This window comes from Streptomyces xanthochromogenes, from assembly GCF_014650455.1.
GTDB lineage: Bacteria > Actinomycetota > Actinomycetes > Streptomycetales > Streptomycetaceae > Streptomyces > Streptomyces xanthochromogenes.
The window spans coordinates 204989-226806 of record NZ_BMUZ01000004.1; the positions used below are offsets into that span (position 1 = coordinate 204989).

Genomic DNA, 21818 nt, shown 5'->3' on the forward strand with positions numbered 1-21818 from the left:
CCGCGAACGCAGCCCCGACCGGCCACTTTCACGCCTGCGAGAGCGACATGCGCGAGCGCCAGTGCGAGCGCGCCGCCGGGCACTTTTTCGGGGCGATCGCGTCCAGGTGTCCCGAGGAGGTGCGGATGAGGCCGAGGCTGCTTCCCGACACACATCTGCTGCCGTCCGACCGTGGCGTGGTGATCAGTGGGCCCCGCCACACGGCCGCCTACGCGCTGCCGGGAATGCACCCGTGGCTGGAAAGACTCCGTCCGTTCCTGGACGGCCACCACACCTTGGACCAACTCACCGCCGACCTTCCGCCCGGGGCCGCACAGCATGTCCGCACCCTGGTCGAACTCCTCGCCCGGGAAGGCTTCGTACGCGATGCCACGGCGGATCTGCCCCACACGCTGAGCCCGGACATCCGTACCCGTCACGCGGCGATCATCGACTTCATCGCGGCACACACCGACTCGCCCGAGCACCGCTTCCAGCGCTATCGCGACTGCGCCCCCGTGGTGGTGGGTTCCGGGCACCTGGCCAATGCGCTGGTTCTCGCCCTGCTCGCCTCGGGTGTGGCACAGGTCCGCCTCCGGCTGAACGAAAGCGCGGAGCACTCGGGGACCCCGACCGATGTGGCCCGGCTGGACGAATGCGTGAGACTGCTCCAGGAGGAGGGCGGCTCGTTCCGCTACGAGCGGCTCGGCAAGGGCGACAACGGCTGCGCACTGCCCGCCGACGTCGGTGCGGTCCTCCTGGGCTCGGACGTGTTCGACCCCGAGGCCACGGAGCTCGCCCGTACGCTCGCGTTACGGGGCGGACTTCTGTACGGCCAGGCGGTGGGCCGGGAAGAACACATCGTCATCAGCGACGTGGCGAGCGTCGAGTGTGCGACGTCCGCGCCAACTCGGCTTGAAGCCGCCACGGTTGGCGTCGCGCGTCACACGACGGGCGGGACGCGTCCGGCTCCCGCGCGCCGGCCGAGCCCCTACCTCGGCGGCCCCGTCGCGGCCCTCGCCGCCCACCAGCTCTGTCTGCACCTCCTGCGCCGCGTGACGGGAATCGACCACGCCGACGGCGCCGCCGAGCCGTCACCGGAGACGGCGGCCGCGGTGCTCGATCTGGCCACCGGCCGCTTCCTCGGCGCGGAGTCGAAATGACCGGCCGGATCGACAAGATCTCCCGGAGCCGCGTGGCCGACGCCCCGTTTCCCCCGGAACTCTGGGCCGAGGCGGTGTACTCCCGCCGGTCCATCCCGGCCACGCTCGCCGCGGGACAGCCGGCCCCGGGACGGACCGCTGCGGTACTCGACCCGCCGCACCCCCTCGGACCAGGCATCCCGCTGGCCTCGCCGCCGCTCCAGCTGGCCCCCTCTCCCGCTGCCCCGACCGATGCGTCCGACCCGGCCGTCCTCGCGGCGCTGGTGCACTATTCCTACGGGCTGCTCCAGCACGATCTGACCCCGGGAGGCTGGCCGCTCCACCGCGCGGTGGCCTCGGCGCGGTGCCGCTATCCGAGCGAGCTGACCCTGATCACCCCCACCGGAGCGTTTCGCTACGACCCGCTGCACCATCAACTGGCTTTTCTGGAAGCCTCGATGACGGACAGTCACAGTGCCGAGTTGGAAACACCCCGCTTCATCGTGATCACCAGCCGGTTCGCCCGCACGGCGCGGCTCTACGGCGACTACGCCCCCCGGCTCTGCGCCCAGGAGGCGGGAATGCTGCTGGGCTCGGTGCACCTGGTCGCCGCGGCGCTCGGCCTGCGCACCCGGGCCGGCCGGGACCGGGAAACCCTGAGCGACTTGTGCGCGCCCTGGTCAGCCTCCGCCCGTGAGCATCCGATGGGCTACCTGGAACTGGAGGGGGCCATGAAGCCGGGCCCAACCGCCGCCGAGGGCCCGCGCCATCCGCCCGGCCGGGCGTGGCCCCCGAGCGACCTGGCCTCCGTGCTGCGCAGCCGGCACTCCGGCGCGGCGATATTCGATCCCGAACCAGCCCCCGTCACGGGGGAGTTGATCGCCGACCTCGAAACCGCGCTCGACACAGTGCCGTTCGGCGACTTCTCCTGCCACCTGCTGGTACAGCGCTCCACCGACCTCGCGCCGGGCCACTACGTCCACAGCGACGGCCGGTTGGGCCAAGTCGGCGCCGGCGACCCGCTCGCGCTGCTCGAACGGATCGGACAGACCGAGGGCCGGGTGTCGATGAACTTCCGGTCGACCGCCTGCGTCGCGTATCTCGCCGTCCGGCGCGGCAGCGCCGTCGCGCGGTACGGCGCCGACGCCTTCCGCAGACTGCATCTGACGGCGGGGGCGGCGGCCCACCAGATCTGCGTGATCGCGGCTCGCCATGGACTGTCCGCCCGGATACACAACGGCTACGAAGCCGCCACCGCGGAGCGCCTGCTCGGGCTCGTCCCGGGTGAGGAGACGGTGGTGTTCCAACTGGCGATCGGTGCCGCGCGCCCCTCGGCCTCGTTCCGCCTCCCGGTGATGTTCTGATGGGCCGGAACACACCGTCCCCAAACCCGGCGTACGCCCCCGTGCCCGACCTGCCCGCCGTATCCGTGGACGGCCCGCCCCCCGGCCCCGTGGGCGTACGGATCGCCGGCCTGCCCACCCTCGCACTCGACCACTCCCGCATTCCCGTCAGCACCGAACTCGCTTTGCAGACAACGGCGTTGGACCAACGACTGACCGCCGAGGCGGCGCAGCTCAGCGATTCGCTGTACGCCCTGATCGGCACCGAGCCGGCCCGCCCCTTCAAGGCCAGGCTGGTGGGCCTGCGCCGAGCGGTCCACCGGGGCGCCCGCATCGACGCGCTCCTCGACACGGCGGCGCCGCCCGATGTGCTCGGTGGCGCACTCACCGAGCGACTGCACCGGCACGCCGCCCTGCGCCGCACCCGGGCCGACGTGTTCGCCGAACTGAGCCGCGTCCTTCCGTCCGAGACGCGCTCGGCGGCAACGGCTCTGACCTCGCTCATCCACGACCCGGCGTTCGCCGCCGGTCTCGACTACGCCAGCCCGGACCTGTACGAGGACCTGCTGCGCTGGTCCGAGCGCGACGCTCCGACACGCAGGCCGCTGGACGGGGCCGCCGTCCGGCTGGCCAAGTACGCCGGTCGCGCGATGGCCAAGCCCAGCCCGTTGACCACCTTCGCCGCCGGCGGCTTCGGCCGCTGGGCGGCGAACACCGGCGTCGGCGTGCGCCTGGAGCGTTCGGGCCGGGCCGAAGTGGCCGAGGTGAGCCTGCTGCCGCTGTCGCGGATCGCCGCCGCGCTCGCCCACATGCCCGAGCTGGCCGCGGCGGTCCAGCTCCGCGTCAGCCCGTCTGCCACCCTCGCGTCCACGCCCGAGGGGGAACGGTGGCTGTTCACGGCCCCCGGCCCGTCCGGCGAGGTACGCACACTGCCCGCCACACCCGCACTGGCCGCGATCATGGCGGCGGCCACCGAGACCGGCAGCCCCGGGCGGTTGCGCAGCCTGCTCGGCGCGACCGCTCCGGGGAGCGGCGCCGACTCCGTGATCGCCCGGCTCGTTCAACTCGGGCTCCTGGAGGTCCGCATCGGCCTGGCCGACCAGGAGCTCGACGCCGCGACGCTCTGCGACTGGCTGGACCGACACCTGCCCGAACCCGTTCGCGGCAACGACGGCCCGGCCCGCCTCCTCTGCGGACTCCGGGCCGTCCGCGACCGGATCGACACGGCACGCGGCGCCGCTCCCGGCTCGCACCGAAGCATCGCCACGAGTCTTCGGCACCATCTCACGGACGTGGCCAAGGTGCTCCAACTGATCCCTTTGGATGGCCAGTTGGACTCCGGGTTGCCGTACTTCCATCACACGGTCGCGGTCGGTACGGCCGCCGTACTCGACCCGGCTGTCTGGCGACCGGCTCTGGCGGACCTCGCTCTCGTACCCGGGCTGCTCGCCCCGTTCGACACGCTCGGACCGGCGCGCGTCGACCTCCGTCGGCACGCGGTGACCGCCTACGGCCCGGGATTCACGCGGTCGTTCACGCAGTTCCTCCACGACTTCGGCGACTGGTGGGCCGTCGCCGGTTCGGGCGGCCCCACCGAGCGTGACGCGCGGCGGCAGGACGAGCTGCGCCGCCTGATCGCCGCCACCCCGCCCTCGCCCGACGGCACCGTCCGTCTCGATCCGCAGGCCGTCGGCGAACTCTGCGGCGACTGGCCCGATCCGGAGAACTCCCGCGACAGCCACGCCTGTTACATCCAGACGCTGACCGACCCGTCCGCCGAACGGGGGCTGGGCCTGGTGCTCAACACGGTGACCGGCGGGCACGGCACCGGCCTGACCCGGACGGCCCGGCTGCTCGACGCGCCAGCCGGCTTCGGCACCCCCGGAAGCGAAAGGGTAGGCGACGACCCGGCGCACGGCCCCCTGTACGCCGAACTGGACGGCACCTTCGGCAGTGCCCTCAACCAGCGCGTCGACGCCACTCGTTACGCGATCGACCTCGACGGCACCACCTCTCACCGTCCGCCCGAGCAGCTGATCCGCCCGGCCGAGCTGGACGTCGTACACGACGCGCGCGCACAGCAACTGCATCTGATCCACCGCCCAACCGGCCGTCGAACCAGGCCGGTTCACCTGGGGCTGCTCGCCACACCGCTGCTCCCCCTGCAAGCCCGTCTGCTGGTGGGTGCCTTCGGCCAGACCTCGTACACCTTCTGGTCGGACTGGCCGCAGTTGTGGAGGTTGCTCCCGTCCGAGCGAGTCGACCAGCCCCGCGAAGACCTCGACGTAGAAGCAGGCGGCGGGTGCTGGAGGAAGCTGCCCCGCCTCGCCCTCGGTTCCGTGGTGCTGCGCCGTGCGTCCTGGTTCCTCGACGCGGGCCGGGCGCCCGCCCGTGGCGCCGGCGAGTCCGACGCCGCCCACCTCGTCCGCGTGCACACCTGGCGGGCGGCGCTCGGCCTCCCCCGGCGGTGCTTCCTGCGGATCCTGACCCCGCGCCCGGCCGACGGCTTCACCGGTCCCGCTCTGCACGACAAGGACCGAAAGCCGGTGTACATCGACTTCGCCCACGCCCATCTGCTGCGCGTCTTCGAACGTGCGGCGGCCTCGGGCAGGCCACTGCTGCTCACCGAGGCGCTGCCCGACCTCCACCATGCGCCCGCCCACCCGGACGGTCACCGCTACGCGACCGAGTTCGTGATCGAGATGCCGAGCACCGCCACCGCACACAGAGGGGCGCGGCCGTGCTGAACCGCGCGTCGGCAGGCGCGCCGCACTCCGAACCCGCGGACCGCTGGGTCAGTGCCCATGTGCATACCGGGCACCCGCTCGACCTGGTGCTGCGCACACTCGTGCCCGGAGCCCTCGCCGAGCTGCGCCAACGCGCCGTTGCCGACCGGTACTTCTTCCTCCGTCACTGGCAGGGCGGCCCGCATCTGCGCCTGCGGGTCCGTCTCACCGCGCCCGAGGCAGAGCCCGAAGTGCGTGCCGTCCTGAGCGCACACGCCGAGGCACTGTTCCGCGGGCTCCCGCCCTCGCAAGCCATGTCGGCACATCAATATCGCGCCCTGGCAACCGAGTTGGCCGTCCACGAGCCCGGGAGCGAGCCCGGTGTCCTGGCCCCCAACGACAGTCTCGCCTTCCACAACTACCGTCCGGAGCACGGCAAGTACGGGCATGACGCCGCCCTACGAGCCGTGGAGGACGCGTTCGCGACGTGCAGCGAACTGGCCCTCGCCGCCGTACTCGACGAGTGGCCCCCGGCACGGCGGACAGCACACTGTTTCGCCCTGCTGACCGGCAGTTCCGACATCACCGCACCGCCGGTACGACCCACGCCCGACGTGCTGATGCAGTACGGGAGCAGACGTACCGCCCTGCTGACCGTCGCCCGCGCGGCACGCTCGGCCTCCCCCGCGGGCCCCGACGCGGACCCGGTGAGCCGGTGGCTCGCGTCCTGCCGGGGTGCCCAGCGGCAGGCCGCTTCGCCCGTCGCGCTCGCCGGGCATCTGACGCATCTGGCATGCAACCGGCTCGGCATTCGGCTCGGCCAGGAAGCCACTTTGCGCGGCCTCGCGTTGTTGGCCGTCGCGGAGTTGGCGGGTGACGGCCGCCTACGCCAACCCGCCCCAGCACGCCGCCGGGACGGTCGCGCGGGGCACGGCGGCGCCGCGGAACCGCCGTGATCCGATCCCCGCGTCGAGCAGTCCTGACAGCGCAGAACCACCGAGGAGCGACCCCCGTGACAGCCATCCCGCAGACGGAAGAGCCACAGTGGCGCGCGGCCCACATCGCGTACTTCGATGACGACATCGACCACCTGATCCTCCACGCCGTACGGCCGGTGATCGAGCGCTGCGCCGGTCACGTGGAGTCGGTCTACGTGCTGCGGCACTGGCGCCGCGGTCCCCATCTGCGCCTGGTCGTCCGGGCCACGCCGACCGTCTTCGACGCACTCGTGGTGCCCGCCGTTGCCGAGATCGTCGGGGGCCGGCTCGCGGAGCGGCCCTCCACCGCGCCGCCCCTCGACGAGGCGGCCCTCCTCCCGCTGCACCGCCGACTCGCCTCGGCGGAACGGGAGTCCGGCCCGCTGACGCCCTTCTATCAGGACAACTCGATCACCTGGGAGGAGCACGACCGCAGGGTCGACGTGCTGGGCTGTCCGGTCGGCGCCGACGAACTGGCCCTCTTCTACGAGCGGACCAACAGCCTGCTGTTCGAGCATCTGGAGTCCGTCGCGGCGGGGCTGCCGCGCGAGACGCTCGCCCTGCGCCTGATGCTCGCCACCGCCCACACGCTCTGCCGGCATCCGCTCGATCCCTCGGTCCGCCGTGGCTTCGTCTCCTTCCGCTCGCACGCCGAGGGCTACCTGAGCACGGTCGGCCCGCAGGTGCGGGATGCCTTCGAGGCGCGGTACTCGGCCAACCGCGCGGTGCTCATCGCGCAGGTGCGTGACGTGGTCGCGGCCTTCGACTCCGGTGCGGCGGGGCAGGGGGACGGGGGCGGGCCGGACTGGGCCGCCGCGCTGCACCGCTGGGTGGCCACGATCGACCCGCTGGGAGGCCGCTGGACCGCCCTGTACGAGGCGGGTGAGATCCCCGAGGCGGAGATCCCGACCGACGAGGAGAACGGCATCGGCGAACTGCTCACGTCCAGCCCGCTGCACCGGGCGATCAGCGGCAGCACCACGTACAAGGAGATGATGTACCGCGATCCGCGGTTCCTGCGCTACCGCCTGATGCTGAACTACACGTACCTCCACCTCTCGCGCCTCGGCCTGCCCGGACTGACCCGCTATCTGCTCTGCCATCTCGCCGCGGACGCGGTGGAGGAGGTCTACGGGGTCAGCGCGCTCGAACTGGTCCTGGCCACCGCGGCGAACGACGCCACTGTGCCGGAGGAGCCCGACCCCGCGAACGCCGCCGTCATTGCCGAGAACGCCGACCCCGCGCATGGCCCCGGCTCGCGGGAGGGAGCCGTCGTGGCGAACGGCGCCGACGCCCCGGCCGACACCACCGCTCCGGTGCGGGCGCACCGATGAGGACCACCTCTCCGGTTCCCCCGCCCGACGCGTATCCCGCGGCGGCCGAGACCGGCGGGGCGGCCGCGCGCCGCTACCACGCACGGCACGGCAGTGTGCTGCCCGCCATCGACCCGGCGGCGGGCAGCACCGCACCCAAGCACCATCCGGGCGTGCCCGTACTCCCCCTGCCGTTCCCGCCGGTCTTCTCGTCTCTCGCGGGCGGCCGTGGTCCGGCCGCCGCCGCGGAACGTCTGGGCGCTCTCCTTGCGCTGCTCAACGGCGTCACCCGGGTCGACTGGACCGGCGCGGGCGTTGGCGCCGGACGTCCGGTCCCGTCCGGCGGCGGCACCTATCCGGGCGAGGTGTACGTGGCCACCGCCTCCGGGCTCTGCCACTACCTGCCGTCGGCCCACGCCCTCGAACTCCTCGACTCCGCCGATCTCCGTGCCGACGTCGTCCGCGCGCTGGGCCGGCCACCGCTCGAACCACCGGAGTCGGTCCTGCTGATCACCACTCGGCTGGATGCGAACCTGGCCCGGTACGGCCCCTTCGGACACCGGCTCCAGGCTCTCGACACCGGCGTGCTGACCGGGCAGGCGCTCACCCTGCTGGAGTCGGCCGGCGCCACGCCGACCGCGCACGCGGTCTTCGCGGACGAGGAACTGGGCCGTCTGCTCCGCCTCGACGCCACGGCGGAACGCGTCCACGCGGTCGTCGTCGCCGGGGCATCCGGTGCGATCACCCCCGCCGCTCCGCTGCTGCGCCGCCGTACGGCCCGTTGCGGCTTCGAACCCGCCGCGGTCCCGCTGCCCGCCCTGCTCTCCGTCCTGGCGGAGGCGGCCGGCCCGATCCCCATGGACCATGCCGCCCCCGTCGACTGTGCCCTGTACGTGGTCGCTCATCGCATCACCGGCCTGGAACCCGGCTGCCACCGGCGCGACGGGCGCACCGGCGCCCTCATACCGGTCACCGAAACCAGCACGCCCCGGCACCTGTTCCCGCCCAACGGGCCGGGAGAACGGGCCGGGTTCGAGGCCGCCTGCGCCGTGCTCGTGACCGGTGACTACGAGTCCGGCTACCCGAGGCACGGCGACCGCTGGTACCGGATGCTCAACCTACGGGCCGGCGTCATCGGCCAGCGGATCGGCCTGGCCGCGGCACGCGCCGGGCTCGGCGCCGGGCTCCGCTGCGATGTCGACATCCGGGCCGCCGACGCCGTGCTGGGTACGCACCCCCACCGCACCACCCTGCTCGCCGTGCTGCTCGGTCACGAACGCGGCAGCGGCACACCGGCTTTCTCCCTGCTCCGGGCATCGGGCCCGCCGTGATCCTCCCCCGCTACCCGACCGCACCGCCCCCTCCCCGGCCGAGGACACCGTGATCACCTCCGACTCCGCCCCTCTCCTGCGCCCCGACGTCTTTCTCACCCCCAGCGGCAACGGCACCGTCTATGTGCGCTCCAGCCGCGGCACCGACCTGATCGCCGCCCCGGGCATCGCCGGCTGGCTGGATCGGCTCACACCGTTCCTGGACGGCACCCGAACCGTGGGACAACTGCTCGACGGCCTGGACGAAGCCCGTCGCGCGATGGTGCTGCGCATACTCCAACTCATCGACAGCCACAACCTGTTGATGGACCGGGCGACTCCGGACCCCGACCCGCGCACGGCCTCCTACCCCCATCTCAGAGCCCTGGTCCTGGGCGCGCCGGCCGCGACGAGTGCCCTGACGAGCGCACTGCACCTGACCGGCCTGTCGGCCATCACGCCGGTGGCCGACCCTGCCGCGGCCCGGGCGGCGGTGGCGGCCGGCGCACACGACGCGCTGCTCGTGCTCGCGGGAGGCGACGATCCCGGGGCCGTCGCCCGGCTCGACGAGGACTGCCGCACCCACGGACTGTGGTTCGCCGCCGCTGTAAGTGACGCGGAATCCTGGTGGCTGGGCCCCCTGCTCGCCCCCGGCCCACACCGGGCCGACGGCGGCTGGCTCGGCGCCTGGCTGCGCGTACACGGCACGGGAGCCCTTCTCCCTGTCCCCCAACACCCTCAATGTGTAAACGAGTTGGCTGCCACCCTGCTTGTGCACAGCTTTCAGCGGGCCTTCGTCCGAGGTGCGCCGTCATCCGCGCCGGAGCAGCCCGATCCGCTCGTCCGGCTGGACGCCACGACCCTGACCAGCACCCGCCACTCCTACCGGCCCCATCCGTCCGCGCTGCCGGCGGCGCCGGAGTCCGAGGCGGAGTTCCTCGCCAAGATCGCCGACCTGCGCGAGGCACCCCCCGTCAGCCCCGAGGAGTTCTCCCGCCGCGCCGCGAGCCGCATCGACCGGCGCGGCGGACTCCTCGCGGAACTCGACGAGGCGGCGCTGCCGCAGTTTCCCCGGCACGCGTCCCGGGCACTGGTCCGCGATCCGTACACCGGCCGCGCCGAGCACCAAGTCCACGCCACCGGAACGGACTTCACGACAGCGCGCCTGCGCACCGCGCAACGCGCTCTCGCGCTCTACGCCCTCCTCGCCCTCGACTCCCGGCGGTTCATCCCGGCAGCGGGCGGACCGTCACTGTGGGCCTGGTCGCCCGAGCACGGCACCGCGCACCTGGTTCCCGCGGCCACGGTCGGCGCGCGGGGCCCGCGCGCGCCGCGAGGTCTGGGGTCGGGCGCCACCTTCGACGAAGCGGTGGCTTCGGCACTCCGCGACCGGGGCGGCCACGCACACGGCCAACTCGTCGTGCCCCTCGACCACGACCCGGCCGCCACCGAGATACTGCCCCACCTCCTGAGAGCGGTGCGCTTCGATGACTGAGGACGTTCTGCCGGAGGCGGTCGTGGTGCTGCACCACGACCGCCTCCGGGTGCAGCACGACGGCGGCCTGCTCGGGGCGGCACTCGCCCGCAGATCGACCGCCTCGCCAAGGCTTCGGGACGAGGTCGCACTGATCGCGGCCGACACACCTGATGCGGCCTCAAAACACGTGCACGAAGCGGAAGTTGCGGGGCATCCGTTCCTGCTGGTGGTCGGGGAGCTGGACCGGGTGGTCGTCGGTCCGCTGGTCCGTCCCGGCGAACCGGGATGCCTCCGCTGCCTGGCCGCCCGCCGAGCCGGGGCCCGTGCGGACGCGGCCGAGGAGAAGGCCCTGCGCGCCACCTACGGCAGCCGCCTGAGCGGTACCGTCTCTCCCCTGCTCACCCCGATCGCCGCCGACCTCGCGGCGAACCTGGCCCTGATCCGGCTCACCACCTCGCACGCCGCCGAGTACGAGGCGTCCGAACACGAGGTCACCATGCTCCGCCTCACCGATCTGGAGATCACCCGGCACCGCTTCATGCCCGACCCGCACTGCCCCGACTGCGGCAGCCTGCCCGACGACTCCCCGGCCCGCGCCACGATCCCGCGTCTCCCTCGGCCCAAGCCGGACCCCTCGGTGCTGCGGGTCCGGGATCTGCGGGCCGAGCGGACGGCCCTGGAAGCCCGCTACGCGGACGACGAGACCGGCGTGCTCAAGGGATTGCGGTCGCGCGGGCTGCACACGCTGCCCTTCGCCGAGGCGAAGGTCGGGCCGCCCGAGTCGGTCGACGGCGGATACGGCCGCGCTCTCGACTTCCGCGGTGCCCGGGTCACCGCGATCGCCGAGGCGCTGGAACGGCTCGGCGGTGGGCGCCCGGGCGGACGGCGCACGGTGGTCCACGGCAGTCATCGCGAACTCGCCGCCCGCCACCCCGGCGGCGTACTCGACCCGGCAACCACCGGCGGCCACGAGCCCCACCGCTACCAGGACCCCGGCTTCCCCTTCCAGCCGTACCGTCCCGACCTCGTCATGCCGTGGGTGTGGGGGTACTCCCTGACCCGCGAACGGCCGGTCCTGGTTCCCGAAAGCCTGGCGTACTACCGGCTCGGCCGGCACCGCCCGCAGTCCGCCCGCCCGTTCGTCTCGGAGATCTCCAACGGCTGCGCGCTCGGCGGCTGCATCGAAGAGGCCGCGCTGTACGGCCTCCTCGAACTCGCCGAGCGCGATGCGTTCCTGCTCACCTGGTACGCGCGGCTTCCGGCCCCCGCCATCGACCTCTACACCGCGCGCGACCGGCGGATCGGCCTGCTCGCCGACCGGATTCTGCAGCGCACCGGCTACCGCGTCGAGGTCTTCGACGTGACCGGCACCGAGGGCATCCCGTGTTTCTGGGCCGCCGCCGTGGACGTGGCACCGCGCTCCGCCCCTGGCACCGAGCCCCCGCCGCCCCGCCCCGGCGTGCTGTGCGCGGGCGGCTCGGGGCTCGACCCGGAACGCGGTGTCTTCGGCGCGCTACACGAACTGGTCACGGCCATCGAGGCGTACCGACTGATCTATCCGCAGCGCGCGAACGACGCCGTCCGCATGCGCGAGGACTCCGAGCAGGTCCGGCTGATGGACGACCACGCGCTGCTCTACTGCGACCCGGTCGCGGCCCGCCGACTCGACTTCCTGCTCGCTCCGGGCGGCCGGCCGCCGCGGGAACGGGTGAGCCTGCGCGAACTCGACGCCCGGTACGCATGGCCGCTCCACGCCGATCTGCGGGCGGATCTGGACGAGTTGGTGGGCCGGTTCGCCGCGAGCGGCCTCGAAGCGATCGTCGTGGACCAGACCACCCCGGTGCACACCGCGTCCGGCCTCTCCTGCGTCAAGACCATCGTCCCCGGCCTGCTCCCGATGACCTTCGGCCACCATCTGCGCCGGGTCACGGGCCTGGACCGGGTGCTGACGGCGCCCCATCGCCTGGGCCACACGACGCGCCCGCTCGTCCCCGAAGAGGTCAACCCACATCCGCATCCGTTTCCCTGACCGTCCGTGACCACTCAGGGCGTCATCGCGGGGCGACGCGGAGAGTGGCAAGCGGCGCAGCCGAGCCCGCCCACCACCAAAATCTTTCGGCCGTGCCATCGACCGTGCGGGGTCACCGATCGGGGGTAGGAGTCCGCCCGAAACGGTGTATATGCCGACGACCGTCGCCGATCGCGCCTTCTTACTGCGGGCCGCAGGCACTGTCGCTCGGGCGGTGCAGAAGTGGAAGGGCGTGGTGGTCGTGCTGGCTTGGAGTGAGCGGGCGATGTGTGGACAGGGTGACGCGGACGCGCTGTTCGCCGAGGGAACGCGGCAGCATGACGCCACCGCCCTCTGCACGAAGTGCCCGGTACGGACGGAGTGCCTGGCGCATGCTCTGGATCAGCGCATCGAGTTCGGGGTCTGGGGTGGCATGACGGAGCGCGAGCGGCGTGCCCTGCTGCGACGCCGGCCCGGCGTCGCCTCCTGGCGCAGCCTCCTCGAAACCGCACGGACCGAGCACACGCACCTCGCCCGGGACCGCGCGCCCGGCCCCCGCAGGGAACCCGGGGCGGCCCACCAGGACACGCGCGGGACGTCGGCCTCGGTGTACACCCCGAGCTAAGGGGGGGCCGACAAGTCAGCGGGTGGCTTCCGCCGTGCTGCGGAAGCGGGCCCGATAGGCGGTCGGGGTGATACCCAGGGTGTGCTGGAAGACCCGGCGCATGGTTTCCGAGGAGCCGAGGCCCGAGTCCTGGGCGACCTTGTCGACGGAGTCGTTGCCCGCTTCGAGGAGCGCTTGAGCCGCCTCCAGCCGTACCGATTCGACGTACCGGCCCGGCGTCATCCCCGTCTCCCTGCGGAAGAGCCTGCCGAGGTGACGGGCGCTCACGCCGACCTCACGCGCCAGGGACTCCAGGCTGTGCGGGGAAGCCGGGTCGGTGCCGACGCTGTCCATCACCTGCCGCACCACCGGATGCTTCGCTTCGCGCGGTGCCAGTCGGGCACTGAACTGGGACTGCCCGCCGGGGCGGGCCATGAAGACCACCAGCTCGCGTGCCACATCCCGTGCGATGTCGGCACCGTGGTCGTCCTCGACCAGGCACAGGGCGAGGTCGATGCCCGCGGTGACTCCGGCCGAGGTGATGACGTCCCCGTCCTTGACGAAGACCGGGTCCGCCTCGACGGTGACCTGGGGATACGCGGTCGCCAACTGCGTGGCGAGCTGCCAGTGGGTGGCGGCGCGCCGCCCGTTCAACGCACCCGTCTGGGCCAGGACGAAGGCGCCGGCGCACACCGAGGTGGTCCGGCGTGCGCGGCCGGAGAGTTCCTTGACGAGGGCGAGCAGCCGCTGGTCGGCGACCGCGCGCTGCCAGTCGCGACGGCCGGGAACGACGAGCGTGTCCAGGCGCGCGGGCAGGCTCGCCACCGTGGCGTCGACACCGATGCGCACGCCCGAGGAAGTCCGGACGTCGGCACCGGTCGGGGAGACGACGCGGACGTCGTAGCGGGCTCCGTGGGCGTTGGCCGTGGTGAAGACCTCGGCGGGGCCGGTGACGTCAAGGAGCTGTACTCCGTCGAAGGCGGCCACCACGACAACTCGGCTTTCTGGTACGGGAGTTGCTACTCGGCCCACGGGGAGTCCAGGATGACGCGTACGAAGTCGCCCCGCTCGAAGCCCGGCACGTAGTGGGCGAGCACATCGGCCTTGACGTTGCCGAACGTGGTCTCCGGCTTGGACCGGACGCCGTCGGTGAAGGCCTCCAGGATGCGTCGCTTGAAGTCGGGGCGCGGATGGGCGGCGACGATCGCGGCGCGATCCGCCTCGTCGAGGTCGTGGTAGCCGATGCCGAGGACGTCGTACTCCACGCCCGCGGTCACCAACGCCACCTCCGGCTCCATGAATTCGGGGATTCCGGGGGTGGTGTGCAGGGCGATGGCGGTCCACACCCGTCGGATGCTGTCCTCCGGCACCTGACGCGCCTGCAGGAAGCGCCGCGCCTCGTCGGCACTGTCCGCCTCGAAGCGCCGGCCGCTGCCGTGGAACGGTTCGCCCAGGCCCAGGTCGTGGAACATCGCGGCGACGTAGAGCAGCTCGGGGTCGAAGCTGAGGTCCCGGTTGAAGCCCTGGAGAGCGCCGAAGAGATACACCCGGCGTGAGTGGTGGTAGATCAGGTCGTCGGTGCTGTCCCGGACGAACTCGGTCGCCTCGCGCGCGAGCTTCGAGTCGGGCACGCGCGCCCCGGCAGGTACGGGGGAGTCGTCCGTCATCGTCATCACCAGATCCTTCGGTGCACCGGTCCCTCCGGCCACGACTCCAGTCTCCGAGCTGCCGGCTCGTCGTGCCATGGCTGTACGGCCGTACAACCCACACATACGGACATGGCTCCCGCCGGCGCGACGAAGCCGGTAGCGGAAGCCACGTCGGTTTACGTGAGCCCTGGGGAGACGTACCCCTCCCGCCGGAGGCCGACGGCGGCAGCTCGACGACGTCGCGCCGGGCCTGTCCGGCGGATGCGCCGGTCAGCAGGCGCTGCGGATGCCCACCGCGTCGATCCTGCGGCCGAAGTTGGTGTCGTACGCCTTGGCGTAGTCACCGATGTTGACCGCGCGGAACTCGCGCGGCTTGTAGTCGATGAAGCATGCGCGGACGTTGGCGTAGAACGAGTACACGTGGTCGTGAAGGTTGGGCGGCATGTCCCGGTACCCGTTGGAAGGCATCCACCTCCACGGGGTGCCCGAGAAGTTGCGGTCGTGCCAGAAACACACCTCCCCGGCCCCGCACTGCTCGGCCGCCCGCTGCAGAGCAGCGGCGCTGGGGGTCTGTGCGGTGGAAGCCGTACTGGTCGGGGTGGCCTGGGACGGAACCGCCGCACCGGACAGAGCGAGGCAGGCCCCTGCCACGGCGGCGGCCAGACTCATCCGAACTCGCATACAGAACGTTCCCTTCACTCGGGTCGCTTTCCGGGCCGGAAGCACAGCGCCCGGCCCCGAAAGTCCACCACCCTCACACCCGAGCACTCCGGAAACCGGCACATAAACACCCCGTACGGACGGCTCCGGGCCTTGTCGAGGGGCGCGCGCGGGTCCTCGCGCGCACCCGCAAGGGCGGCCCTGCGGCCGAGCGGTCTCCTCCCGACCTCCACGGCGGGGGCGACGGCTATACCTGCGTCAGGGCGCTCCGGAACGCCTCGTCGCGTGCCGCCACATAGCGGCCCTCGCCCAGATAGGCCCAGGGGAAAGTGCCCGTCCAGCCGTCGACGGCGCGGAAGTGCGGGAGCGCTTCGGCGGAACGGCCCTGAAGGGGAAGGAAGTAGGCGAGAGCGTGGCGCGCGGACGGAAGCCACGGGTGGTCGGCCGGCGCGGCGGCCACGTCCTCGCTCAGGGCCTCGACCCGGGCCACGATCTCCGGCCGCAGGAACCGCTCGGTGTCTGCGTCGCTCACATGGTGCTCGTACCAGCTCACGACCGGCAGCACGCGGAGCAGACTTCCGGGCGGTGCGGACTGGGCGGCCGTCGTCGCGAACTCCTCGGCGAGCTCCTGGGAGCCACGCCACTTCGCGCACCAGTACTGCAGCGCGGTGAAGTGCGCGTCGTAGTGGTGCGGGGCGCGCGCGACGACCTCCGCCCACAGGGAGCGGAACTCCTCGTGCGGGTACATCAGACCGCGGGCCACCAGGAGTTCGGCGATGTAGGGGCTGGGGTCGCCGGGGTCGGCGAGGGCCACGGCCTCCGCGCAGGCGTCCCGCGCCTCGTGCAGGACCCGGTGGAAGCCGTCGAACTGCTCGCGCGTCGTGTGTTCGCTGCCGAGGCTCCCCCTGACCAGCCAAGCCAGGACGACCATGGCGTGCGCGTGGACCAGCGCCGCGTCGGCGTCACCGGGCCGTTGCGCTCGCCAGTTCAGGAGCCATCCGTCGTCCTGCGCGGCGACGGCCCCGAGCGCCTTGGCCCGACGCGAGCGGAGGTCCCACTCCTGCCCGGTGCGGCTCAGCAGATCCGCCGCCGCATGCCAATTGCCGGACTCGGCCGCGCGCAGCGCGTCGTCGGCCTCCTCGTCGGGGCCGCCCCAGTCGGTGCGCAGGTCGTCCGGTGCCACGAGGCCGGGCTCGGGCGGCGTGTAGGGGGCAGGCGGGCCGGGCGGCGTGATGTCCACGCGGCTCATCTTCCACTTGAACCAGCAGCAGCCGACGACGGCCACAACGGCTCCGCCCAGCAACATGATGGTGGCGGTCGCCTGCGAGTCGTACATGGTGTCTGTCTCAGTTCTTCGTAGGGGCGGGCAACGCGACGGGCGAGGTGGAGCCCGGCGCGGGCGAGGTGGAGCCCGCCACCGGGGAGTTGGGATGCGCGGTGAGCAGCGCCCTCAGCGGCGCCGTGTCGGGGAGATCCGCGACGGCCGCATCGAGGGCCGGCCCGATCGCCTCCGCGACATCGGCGGACAGGGACTGCTGAGGCGTCGTCGACCAGGAGAGCTCCCATCGGCCGCGCCCGGTGTCCGCGAGCTCGACGCGTACGAGCGCCGCCAGCCCGTTGCGCACCGCGGGACGAGTGAACTCGCGGGCCGCGCGGCCGGTTGCCCGCGCGGCCTCGGCGCTCTTGGGGAGGCGGTCGGCCAGCGACGTCCACAGTCGGCCGGCGTCGATCACGTCCAGCACCCCGGCCAGGTCGGCGCTCGCACCCTCGGCGGCGGCCGCGCTCCGCAGCGGCTCGGCAGCCCGGTCACAGGCCGCGCGCGCGGCGGTGTGCACGAGCTCACCCCATTCCAGGTGCCGCATGTCCGCCGACTCCCCCACGAGGGTGACCGATTCCAGTGCGGCGAGGACCGCGGTCGGGTCGTGCAGCAAGGTGAGGGCGCTGGGGGCGTCCGGGGCGTCGGGCACACCGTCGTCGGGCAGGGCCTCGATCTGCCGGACGCGCTCGGCGATGGGTGGGTGGGAGTCGTACAGAGAGTGTTCCTCCTCGGGCAACTCGGCTCGTAGGACGGCGAGTTCGTCCTCACGTCCGGGATCGGCCAGGAGGTGGCGGAAGCCGCCGTAGAACTCTCCGACGGGGGGCAGAAGCTCCGCGTCCCAGCCCACGCACGCATAGCGTTCGACGTAGAAACCGAAGGCCGCGTGCAGCAGCGGGATCTCGCGCAGTGCGCCGGCCGTCGAGTCGCGGCCGGCGGTCCGAGCCGCCACGAGGTCGGCGGCGACCTCTTGGCGCCGGGCGACGGCCTGCGACACCCGCATGTAGAGCCGGGCGTAGCTGAGGTACATCCTGACCATGAAGGCCTGGGACGCGCTACCGCCCTCCGCGCCCTTGCGCAGCGCGTCGATGGTGCGCAATATCGCGTCCCGGCCACGCATGGTGATCCCGGCGAGCCGGGTGTCGCGGTTGCTGTAGTGCCCCATCTCGTGGGCGAGCACGGCCCGCAGCCGGGGCCGGGTCAGGCCGACGAGCAGCGGAACGCCGACGTGGATGCGGCGCCGTCCGGGAATGAGTCCGAGCATCCAGGTCCGCTCGGCGACGCCCGCGTTCACATCGCCGGTGAGCACGACCCGGTGCGGAGGACGGGTGCCGGTCAGCTGGGCCACTTGCCGTATCTCGGCCCAGAGTTCGGGCTGTTCGTCCTCCGTGACGGCGAGCCACGGCTTGGGCTCGTGCCGGCGTCGGCGCACCCGCAGGGCGAACATGCCCTGGACGATCGGGATGGTCAGGGCCAGCGAGAAAGCCAGCAGTTTCACCAGCGCCCAGGCCGCGTGGCCGCCCTCGAAGACCCCGATCGCTATCAGGACGTCGATTCCCACGAGCAGCGCGAGCACAGCGCCGCTGATCAAATAGAACCCGGCCAGCAGCGCCAGGGCGCGCAGAGCACGCAAGGTCCAAGCCATGTGAAAGTCCCCCCACAGGACACAAGAAAAGAAGGGCGCCGGGCTGAACCGCCGGACCGCACCGGCCGCCTCGTAGAGGGCCGAGGAGCGGATACTAAGGCCTCCCCATGGCCTGTGACCAGCCCTTTCCGCGCCGGGCCCACCGTCACGGCTCGGTCACGCGGACCGGTGGCCCTCGTCCCGGCGGTTACCCCGGCTGCTCCGCGGCCTTCCGTACCCGCGCTTCCATCTCGCGCCGATCCGAACCCTGCTCCTTCGCGTACGCGGTGATCGCCGCATGCGCGTCCCGGGCCAGATCCCGCCAGGCCCGCCACGCCGTCTCATAGGTCTGGGACTGCTGCCCGGACCAGGGCCGGGCGCCGGGGGGCCCGTACTGTTCCCGCAGCTGCTCGGTCTGGGCGTGCGCCGCGTCGGCCGTACGCTGCATCGCGACAAGCTCGTCGAAAGTGTGTGCCACGGCCGCCGATCATAGGGCGGCCCGGGGCGGCCCAGGCAGCGACGCGCACGGCGGCGCGACAGCTCGCGTGATCGGCCCGGCGAGCGGACCTCCTCGACGGCCCGGAGGTGCGGGCACGCTCAGTGCCGCACGGCCTGCGCGCCCGCGGCCCTCAGGTGAACAGCGCGGTGATCAGGGCGATGTCGTCGTCCTTGTTCCGGCCGAAGCGTGCGAGCAGCACATCGCACATCTCCTCCAGGTCCTCGGGCCCGTTCGCCACCGCGTCGCGGAACTCGGCGAGGGTGTCGTCGAGGTCGGCGTTGCGTACCTCCACGAGGCCGTCGGTCACCATGAGCAGACGGGTGCCGGGCGGGACCGGCACCTCGGTGGGCTCGGGGTGGGAAAGGCCAAGGCCGAGGAGCGGGCCGTGCGGGGTGTGGTAGCGCGGGCCGGTCCGGGGGTCGATCACCAGCGGGGGGATGTGGCCCGCGTTGGCGATCTGCAGGCGGCGCTCGTCGGGTGTGACCAGGACCAGGCAGAGGGTCACGGTGATTCCGGGCTGGGAATGACCGAGCAGTATCTCCAGGCGCTCCAGGATGCGGTGCGGTGAGTGGCCCTCGATGGCGTACGCGCGCAGGGCGTGGCGCACCTCGCCCATCACGGTCGCGGCGGTGACCGAGTGGCCGACGACGTCGCCGATGGCGAGCAGCAGACCGTTGACGGTCTGGACCGCCTCGTAGAAGTCGCCCCCGATTTCGGCGTGTTCGGAGGCGGGGAGGTAGCGGAAGGCGAGGTCGATGCCCGGGACCGTCGGCATTTCCTTGGGCAGGAACGATCGCTGCAGGGCGAGGCCCAGCGCGTGTTCCTCGTTGTAGGTGCGCAGGGCTTCGAGGGCCAGGGCACTGGCATTGGCCAGTTGCTGGAAGAGCTGCTCGTCGTCGGCGCTCCGCAGGGCTTCGGCGGGGACCGCGAGACAGATGGGCGGACGGCCGCGCTTGGTGCGGGACATCGCGAGGGCGACGTCGCCGGAGAGGTGGTCGCTGGGCAGCAGGGCGCGCCACTGCCCTTGCGGGATGCGCACGATGGTGACGCCGGTGCCCTGGTTCAGGCCGTGGGCCGACAGCTGGTCGAGGAGGTCCGGGTGGGCGGGTTGCACGCGCAGCGGGCTCCGATGACCGGCGATCATGCTGTGTACGGCCTGCGCCTGGGGCGAGAGGAACACCGCGCTCGCGGCGCACGACAGGACGGTGGCCGCGCCGCCGGTGGCCGCCGCGGCCAGCGAGTGGAAGCCGACGGCGCTGTACACGTCCAGCGTGGCCCGGTTGAGCGCGATGAGGCGCTGCGCAAGGCGTTCGGCGCGCTGACGGGCCCGGGCGTAGCGCAGGGTCGCGGCAACCGTGGCGAGGAGCTCGCCGGGGTCGATGGGCTGGTCGAGATAGGCGTCGGCGCCCCGGCGCAGGCCCTCCGCGTGATCGTCCGGGCTGATGGCGGCCGCGGATATCTGGATGACCGGCACATGGGCCGTCAGGGGATCGGTCTTGACGCGTTCGCTGACCTCGAAGCCGCTCATGTCGGGGAGCCGGACGTCGACGATCGCGATGTCCGGCAGCTCGGCGGAGCCTGCGTCGAGCCGGGCGAGCCCCTGTTCACCCGTGGCGGCCGTCAGAACGGTGTGGCCGGCGCGCTGCAGCCAGCGGCTGAGGATGTAGCGGTTGGTCTCGTTGTCGTCGATGACCAGAACGGTGGCGGGTAGGTCCGGGGCCCTGTCGATCATTGGCCTGCCCCTTTGGCTTCCGGGTGCGGGGAGTTGGTTCGGCTGAGGTCCGGCAGCCGCAGGCGGACGCACGTGCCAACGCCTTCGGTGCTGGTGAGTCTGAGGGAGCCGCCGAGCAGTTCGGCAAGGGTGCGGGCGTAGGGCAGGCCGAGGCCGGTGCCGGGGCGGCCGCTCTGGTGCGGGCCCCTCACTTGGTAGAACGCCTCGAAGACCCGGTCGAGTTCATCGGCCGGGATGCCGACTCCCGTGTCCGTGATGGTGAAGAGCAGCGAGGGAACCGACGGCTCGGGGTCCACGACTATGTCGAGGCGCACTTCGCCGCGCTCGGTGAACTTCAGGGCGTTGGTCAGGAGGTTGCGCAGGATCCGGACGAGGAGCGTCTCGTCCGTGACCAGGGCGGGCAGCCGTTCCAGGTCGGGAAGGACCAGGGTGACCTCGTCGCGTCCGTGGCTGCTCAGGATCAGGCTGCTGAGGTGGCCCACGAGCAACCGCAGGTCCACCGGTTCCGGATGGATCTCCAGGTGGCCGGCCTCGGCCTTGGCGACGTCCAGCAGATCGCTGACGAGCGACAGCAGGATGTGTCCGCTGGAGGCGATGAGCTCGACCTGCTCGTGCTGGTCGTCGCTGAGCGGGGGCGAGCTGGGGGCCAGCAACAGGGTCGAGAGCGCGACGACCGAGTTGACGGGGGTGCGCAGCTCGTGGCTGATGTTGGTCCAGAACCGCGTCTTGGCTTCGCTGGCCTCCTGCAACTGGTGGCGCTTGTCCTCCAGTTCGGAATGCAGCGCCAGTACCCCGCTGTTGGTGTCCTCCAGCTCCTGGGTCAGCTCGGAGTACAGCGCGAGGACTCCGCGGTTGGTCTCCTCCAACTCCTCGTTGAGCCGGTGCAGTTCCTCTCGCTGGGCGCGGGTCTCCTCCAGGGCGGCGATCAGGTCGCGGGTCTGGGCACGCAGGTCGTCGGCCTCGGTGGAGCGGGTGCCGGTCCGGAGCACGCGGGTCAGGCGGCTGTGCTGCTCGGCACTGCTCGCGCCGTCCGAGGGGAGCGGCTGGGTGATGACGATGCGGCTGGGCGCGGCCTCGGCGTCGTGGTCGACCCGTACGAGCTTTCCGGCCAGTGCGAGGGTGTCCTGGCCCGGGGGCGGGCCCTGGGTCCAGGTGAACGTGACGACGAGGAACGCCTGTTGGGCCGACTGGTCCAGAGCGAAGGAGACGCCGAGACCGGTGCAGGCCAGGCGGTCCCGTCCGAGTTCGCTCAGCGCGGTGGCGAGCCGGACCTGGTCCTGGCCGTCCAACCCCAGTGCCGCTGCGGCCTGTTGAGCGCTGCGGCGCAGACCGAAGACGTCCTGGGTCGAGGCCAGGGCGAAGGACGCCACCGGCGCCGCGGGCACACCGCCGCCGTGGAGCACTCCGGTGCGAGGGCCCTGTTCAAACGCGTCGGCTGCCATGTCCGCCCTGCTTTTCGC

At 72.4% G+C, this 21818-nt stretch carries 17 protein-coding genes; 9 read left to right on the plus strand and 8 right to left on the minus strand.

What is annotated here, in order from left to right; translation table 11 throughout:
* Positions 1–125 precede the first annotated feature (125 nt).
* The 9 genes from IE267_RS11875 (at position 126) to IE267_RS11915 (ending at position 12900) form a co-directional block, all read left to right on the plus strand.
* Positions 126–1142: a hypothetical protein gene (locus tag IE267_RS11875; RefSeq protein ID WP_189763164.1), complete on the plus strand. Its 1017-nt coding sequence runs from the start codon at positions 126–128 to the stop codon at positions 1140–1142.
* Positions 1139–2485 (plus strand): nitroreductase family protein, encoded by a 1347-nt coding sequence (locus IE267_RS11880; protein ID WP_189763165.1) that lies wholly within the window; start codon positions 1139–1141, stop codon positions 2483–2485. The genes IE267_RS11875 and IE267_RS11880 overlap by 4 nt, the downstream gene beginning before the upstream one ends.
* Before the next feature lie 41 nt (positions 2486–2526).
* Complete coding sequence (locus IE267_RS11885) at positions 2527–5211, plus strand: lantibiotic dehydratase (protein WP_189763166.1); 2685 nt, start codon at positions 2527–2529, stop codon at positions 5209–5211.
* Entirely contained in the window at positions 5205–6146 is a 942-nt protein-coding gene (locus IE267_RS11890) for a lantibiotic dehydratase C-terminal domain-containing protein (RefSeq protein ID WP_189763167.1), read from the plus strand. The genes IE267_RS11885 and IE267_RS11890 overlap by 7 nt, the downstream gene beginning before the upstream one ends.
* 56 nt (positions 6147–6202) lie before the next feature.
* Positions 6203–7501 (plus strand): thiopeptide maturation pyridine synthase, encoded by a 1299-nt coding sequence (locus IE267_RS11895; RefSeq protein ID WP_189763168.1) that lies wholly within the window; start codon positions 6203–6205, stop codon positions 7499–7501.
* On the plus strand, positions 7498–8811 hold the full coding sequence (locus IE267_RS11900) for a nitroreductase family protein (RefSeq protein WP_189763169.1): 1314 nt from the start codon (positions 7498–7500) through the stop codon (positions 8809–8811). Before IE267_RS11895 ends, IE267_RS11900 begins: the two co-directional genes overlap by 4 nt.
* A gap of 49 nt (positions 8812–8860) precedes the next feature.
* A complete protein-coding gene (locus IE267_RS11905) occupies positions 8861–10285 on the plus strand; it encodes a hypothetical protein (protein ID WP_189763170.1) in 1425 nt (474 codons plus the stop codon).
* A complete protein-coding gene (locus tag IE267_RS11910) occupies positions 10278–12296 on the plus strand; it encodes a TOMM precursor leader peptide-binding protein (RefSeq protein ID WP_189763171.1) in 2019 nt (672 codons plus the stop codon). The genes IE267_RS11905 and IE267_RS11910 overlap by 8 nt, the downstream gene beginning before the upstream one ends.
* A gap of 214 nt (positions 12297–12510) precedes the next feature.
* Entirely contained in the window at positions 12511–12900 is a 390-nt protein-coding gene (locus tag IE267_RS11915) for a WhiB family transcriptional regulator (RefSeq protein WP_373304531.1), read from the plus strand.
* 15 nt (positions 12901–12915) lie between these two features.
* On the opposite strand, the gene IE267_RS11920 is transcribed toward IE267_RS11915, so the two are convergent.
* The 8 genes from IE267_RS11920 to IE267_RS11955 all read right to left on the minus strand — a co-directional run bounded on the left by IE267_RS11920 (position 12916) and on the right by IE267_RS11955 (position 21800).
* Positions 12916–13869, minus strand: coding sequence for a GlxA family transcriptional regulator (locus tag IE267_RS11920; protein WP_189763172.1), 954 nt, complete (start codon positions 13867–13869; stop codon positions 12916–12918).
* A gap of 29 nt (positions 13870–13898) precedes the next feature.
* Complete coding sequence (locus IE267_RS11925; RefSeq protein ID WP_189763456.1) at positions 13899–14546, minus strand: HD domain-containing protein; 648 nt, start codon at positions 14544–14546, stop codon at positions 13899–13901.
* Between the two features lie 252 nt (positions 14547–14798).
* Positions 14799–15197 carry a peptidase inhibitor family I36 protein gene (locus IE267_RS11930; protein ID WP_229861036.1) on the minus strand — a complete coding sequence of 133 codons (399 nt, stop codon included), beginning with the start codon at positions 15195–15197 and terminating at the stop codon, positions 14799–14801.
* Between the two features lie 238 nt (positions 15198–15435).
* Positions 15436–16524, minus strand: coding sequence for a hypothetical protein (locus IE267_RS11935; protein WP_189763174.1), 1089 nt, complete (start codon positions 16522–16524; stop codon positions 15436–15438).
* Between the two features lie 10 nt (positions 16525–16534).
* A complete protein-coding gene (locus IE267_RS11940; protein ID WP_189763175.1) occupies positions 16535–18148 on the minus strand; it encodes a M48 family metalloprotease in 1614 nt (537 codons plus the stop codon).
* Positions 18149–18335: 187 nt separating this feature from the next.
* Positions 18336–18605, minus strand: a complete 270-nt coding sequence (locus IE267_RS11945) for a hypothetical protein (RefSeq protein WP_161246847.1) — start codon at positions 18603–18605, stop codon at positions 18336–18338.
* A 151-nt stretch (positions 18606–18756) separates the two neighbouring features.
* Positions 18757–20358, minus strand: coding sequence for a fused response regulator/phosphatase (locus IE267_RS11950; protein ID WP_189763176.1), 1602 nt, complete (start codon positions 20356–20358; stop codon positions 18757–18759).
* Positions 20355–21800: a sensor histidine kinase gene (locus IE267_RS11955; protein WP_189763177.1), complete on the minus strand. Its 1446-nt coding sequence runs from the start codon at positions 21798–21800 to the stop codon at positions 20355–20357. The genes IE267_RS11950 and IE267_RS11955 overlap by 4 nt, the downstream gene beginning before the upstream one ends.
* Between the last annotated feature and the right edge of the window lie 18 nt (positions 21801–21818).

Bases quoted from the DNA above. Each gene is read 5' to 3' on its own strand.
- IE267_RS11875 (WP_189763164.1), top strand. From the start codon at position 126: ATGAGGCCGAGGCTGCTTCCCGACACACATCTGCTGCCGTCCGACCGT.
- IE267_RS11880 (WP_189763165.1), top strand. From the start codon at position 1,139: ATGACCGGCCGGATCGACAAGATCTCCCGGAGCCGCGTGGCCGACGCC.
- IE267_RS11900 (WP_189763169.1), top strand. From the start codon at position 7,498: ATGAGGACCACCTCTCCGGTTCCCCCGCCCGACGCGTATCCCGCGGCG.
- IE267_RS11910 (WP_189763171.1), top strand. From the start codon at position 10,278: ATGACTGAGGACGTTCTGCCGGAGGCGGTCGTGGTGCTGCACCACGAC.
- IE267_RS11925 (WP_189763456.1), bottom strand. From the start codon at position 14,546: ATGACGGACGACTCCCCCGTACCTGCCGGGGCGCGCGTGCCCGACTCG.
- IE267_RS11930 (WP_229861036.1), bottom strand. From the start codon at position 15,197: ATGAGTCTGGCCGCCGCCGTGGCAGGGGCCTGCCTCGCTCTGTCCGGT.
- IE267_RS11935 (WP_189763174.1), bottom strand. From the start codon at position 16,524: ATGTACGACTCGCAGGCGACCGCCACCATCATGTTGCTGGGCGGAGCC.
- IE267_RS11940 (WP_189763175.1), bottom strand. From the start codon at position 18,148: ATGGCTTGGACCTTGCGTGCTCTGCGCGCCCTGGCGCTGCTGGCCGGG.
- IE267_RS11950 (WP_189763176.1), bottom strand. From the start codon at position 20,358: ATGATCGACAGGGCCCCGGACCTACCCGCCACCGTTCTGGTCATCGAC.
- IE267_RS11955 (WP_189763177.1), bottom strand. From the start codon at position 21,800: ATGGCAGCCGACGCGTTTGAACAGGGCCCTCGCACCGGAGTGCTCCAC.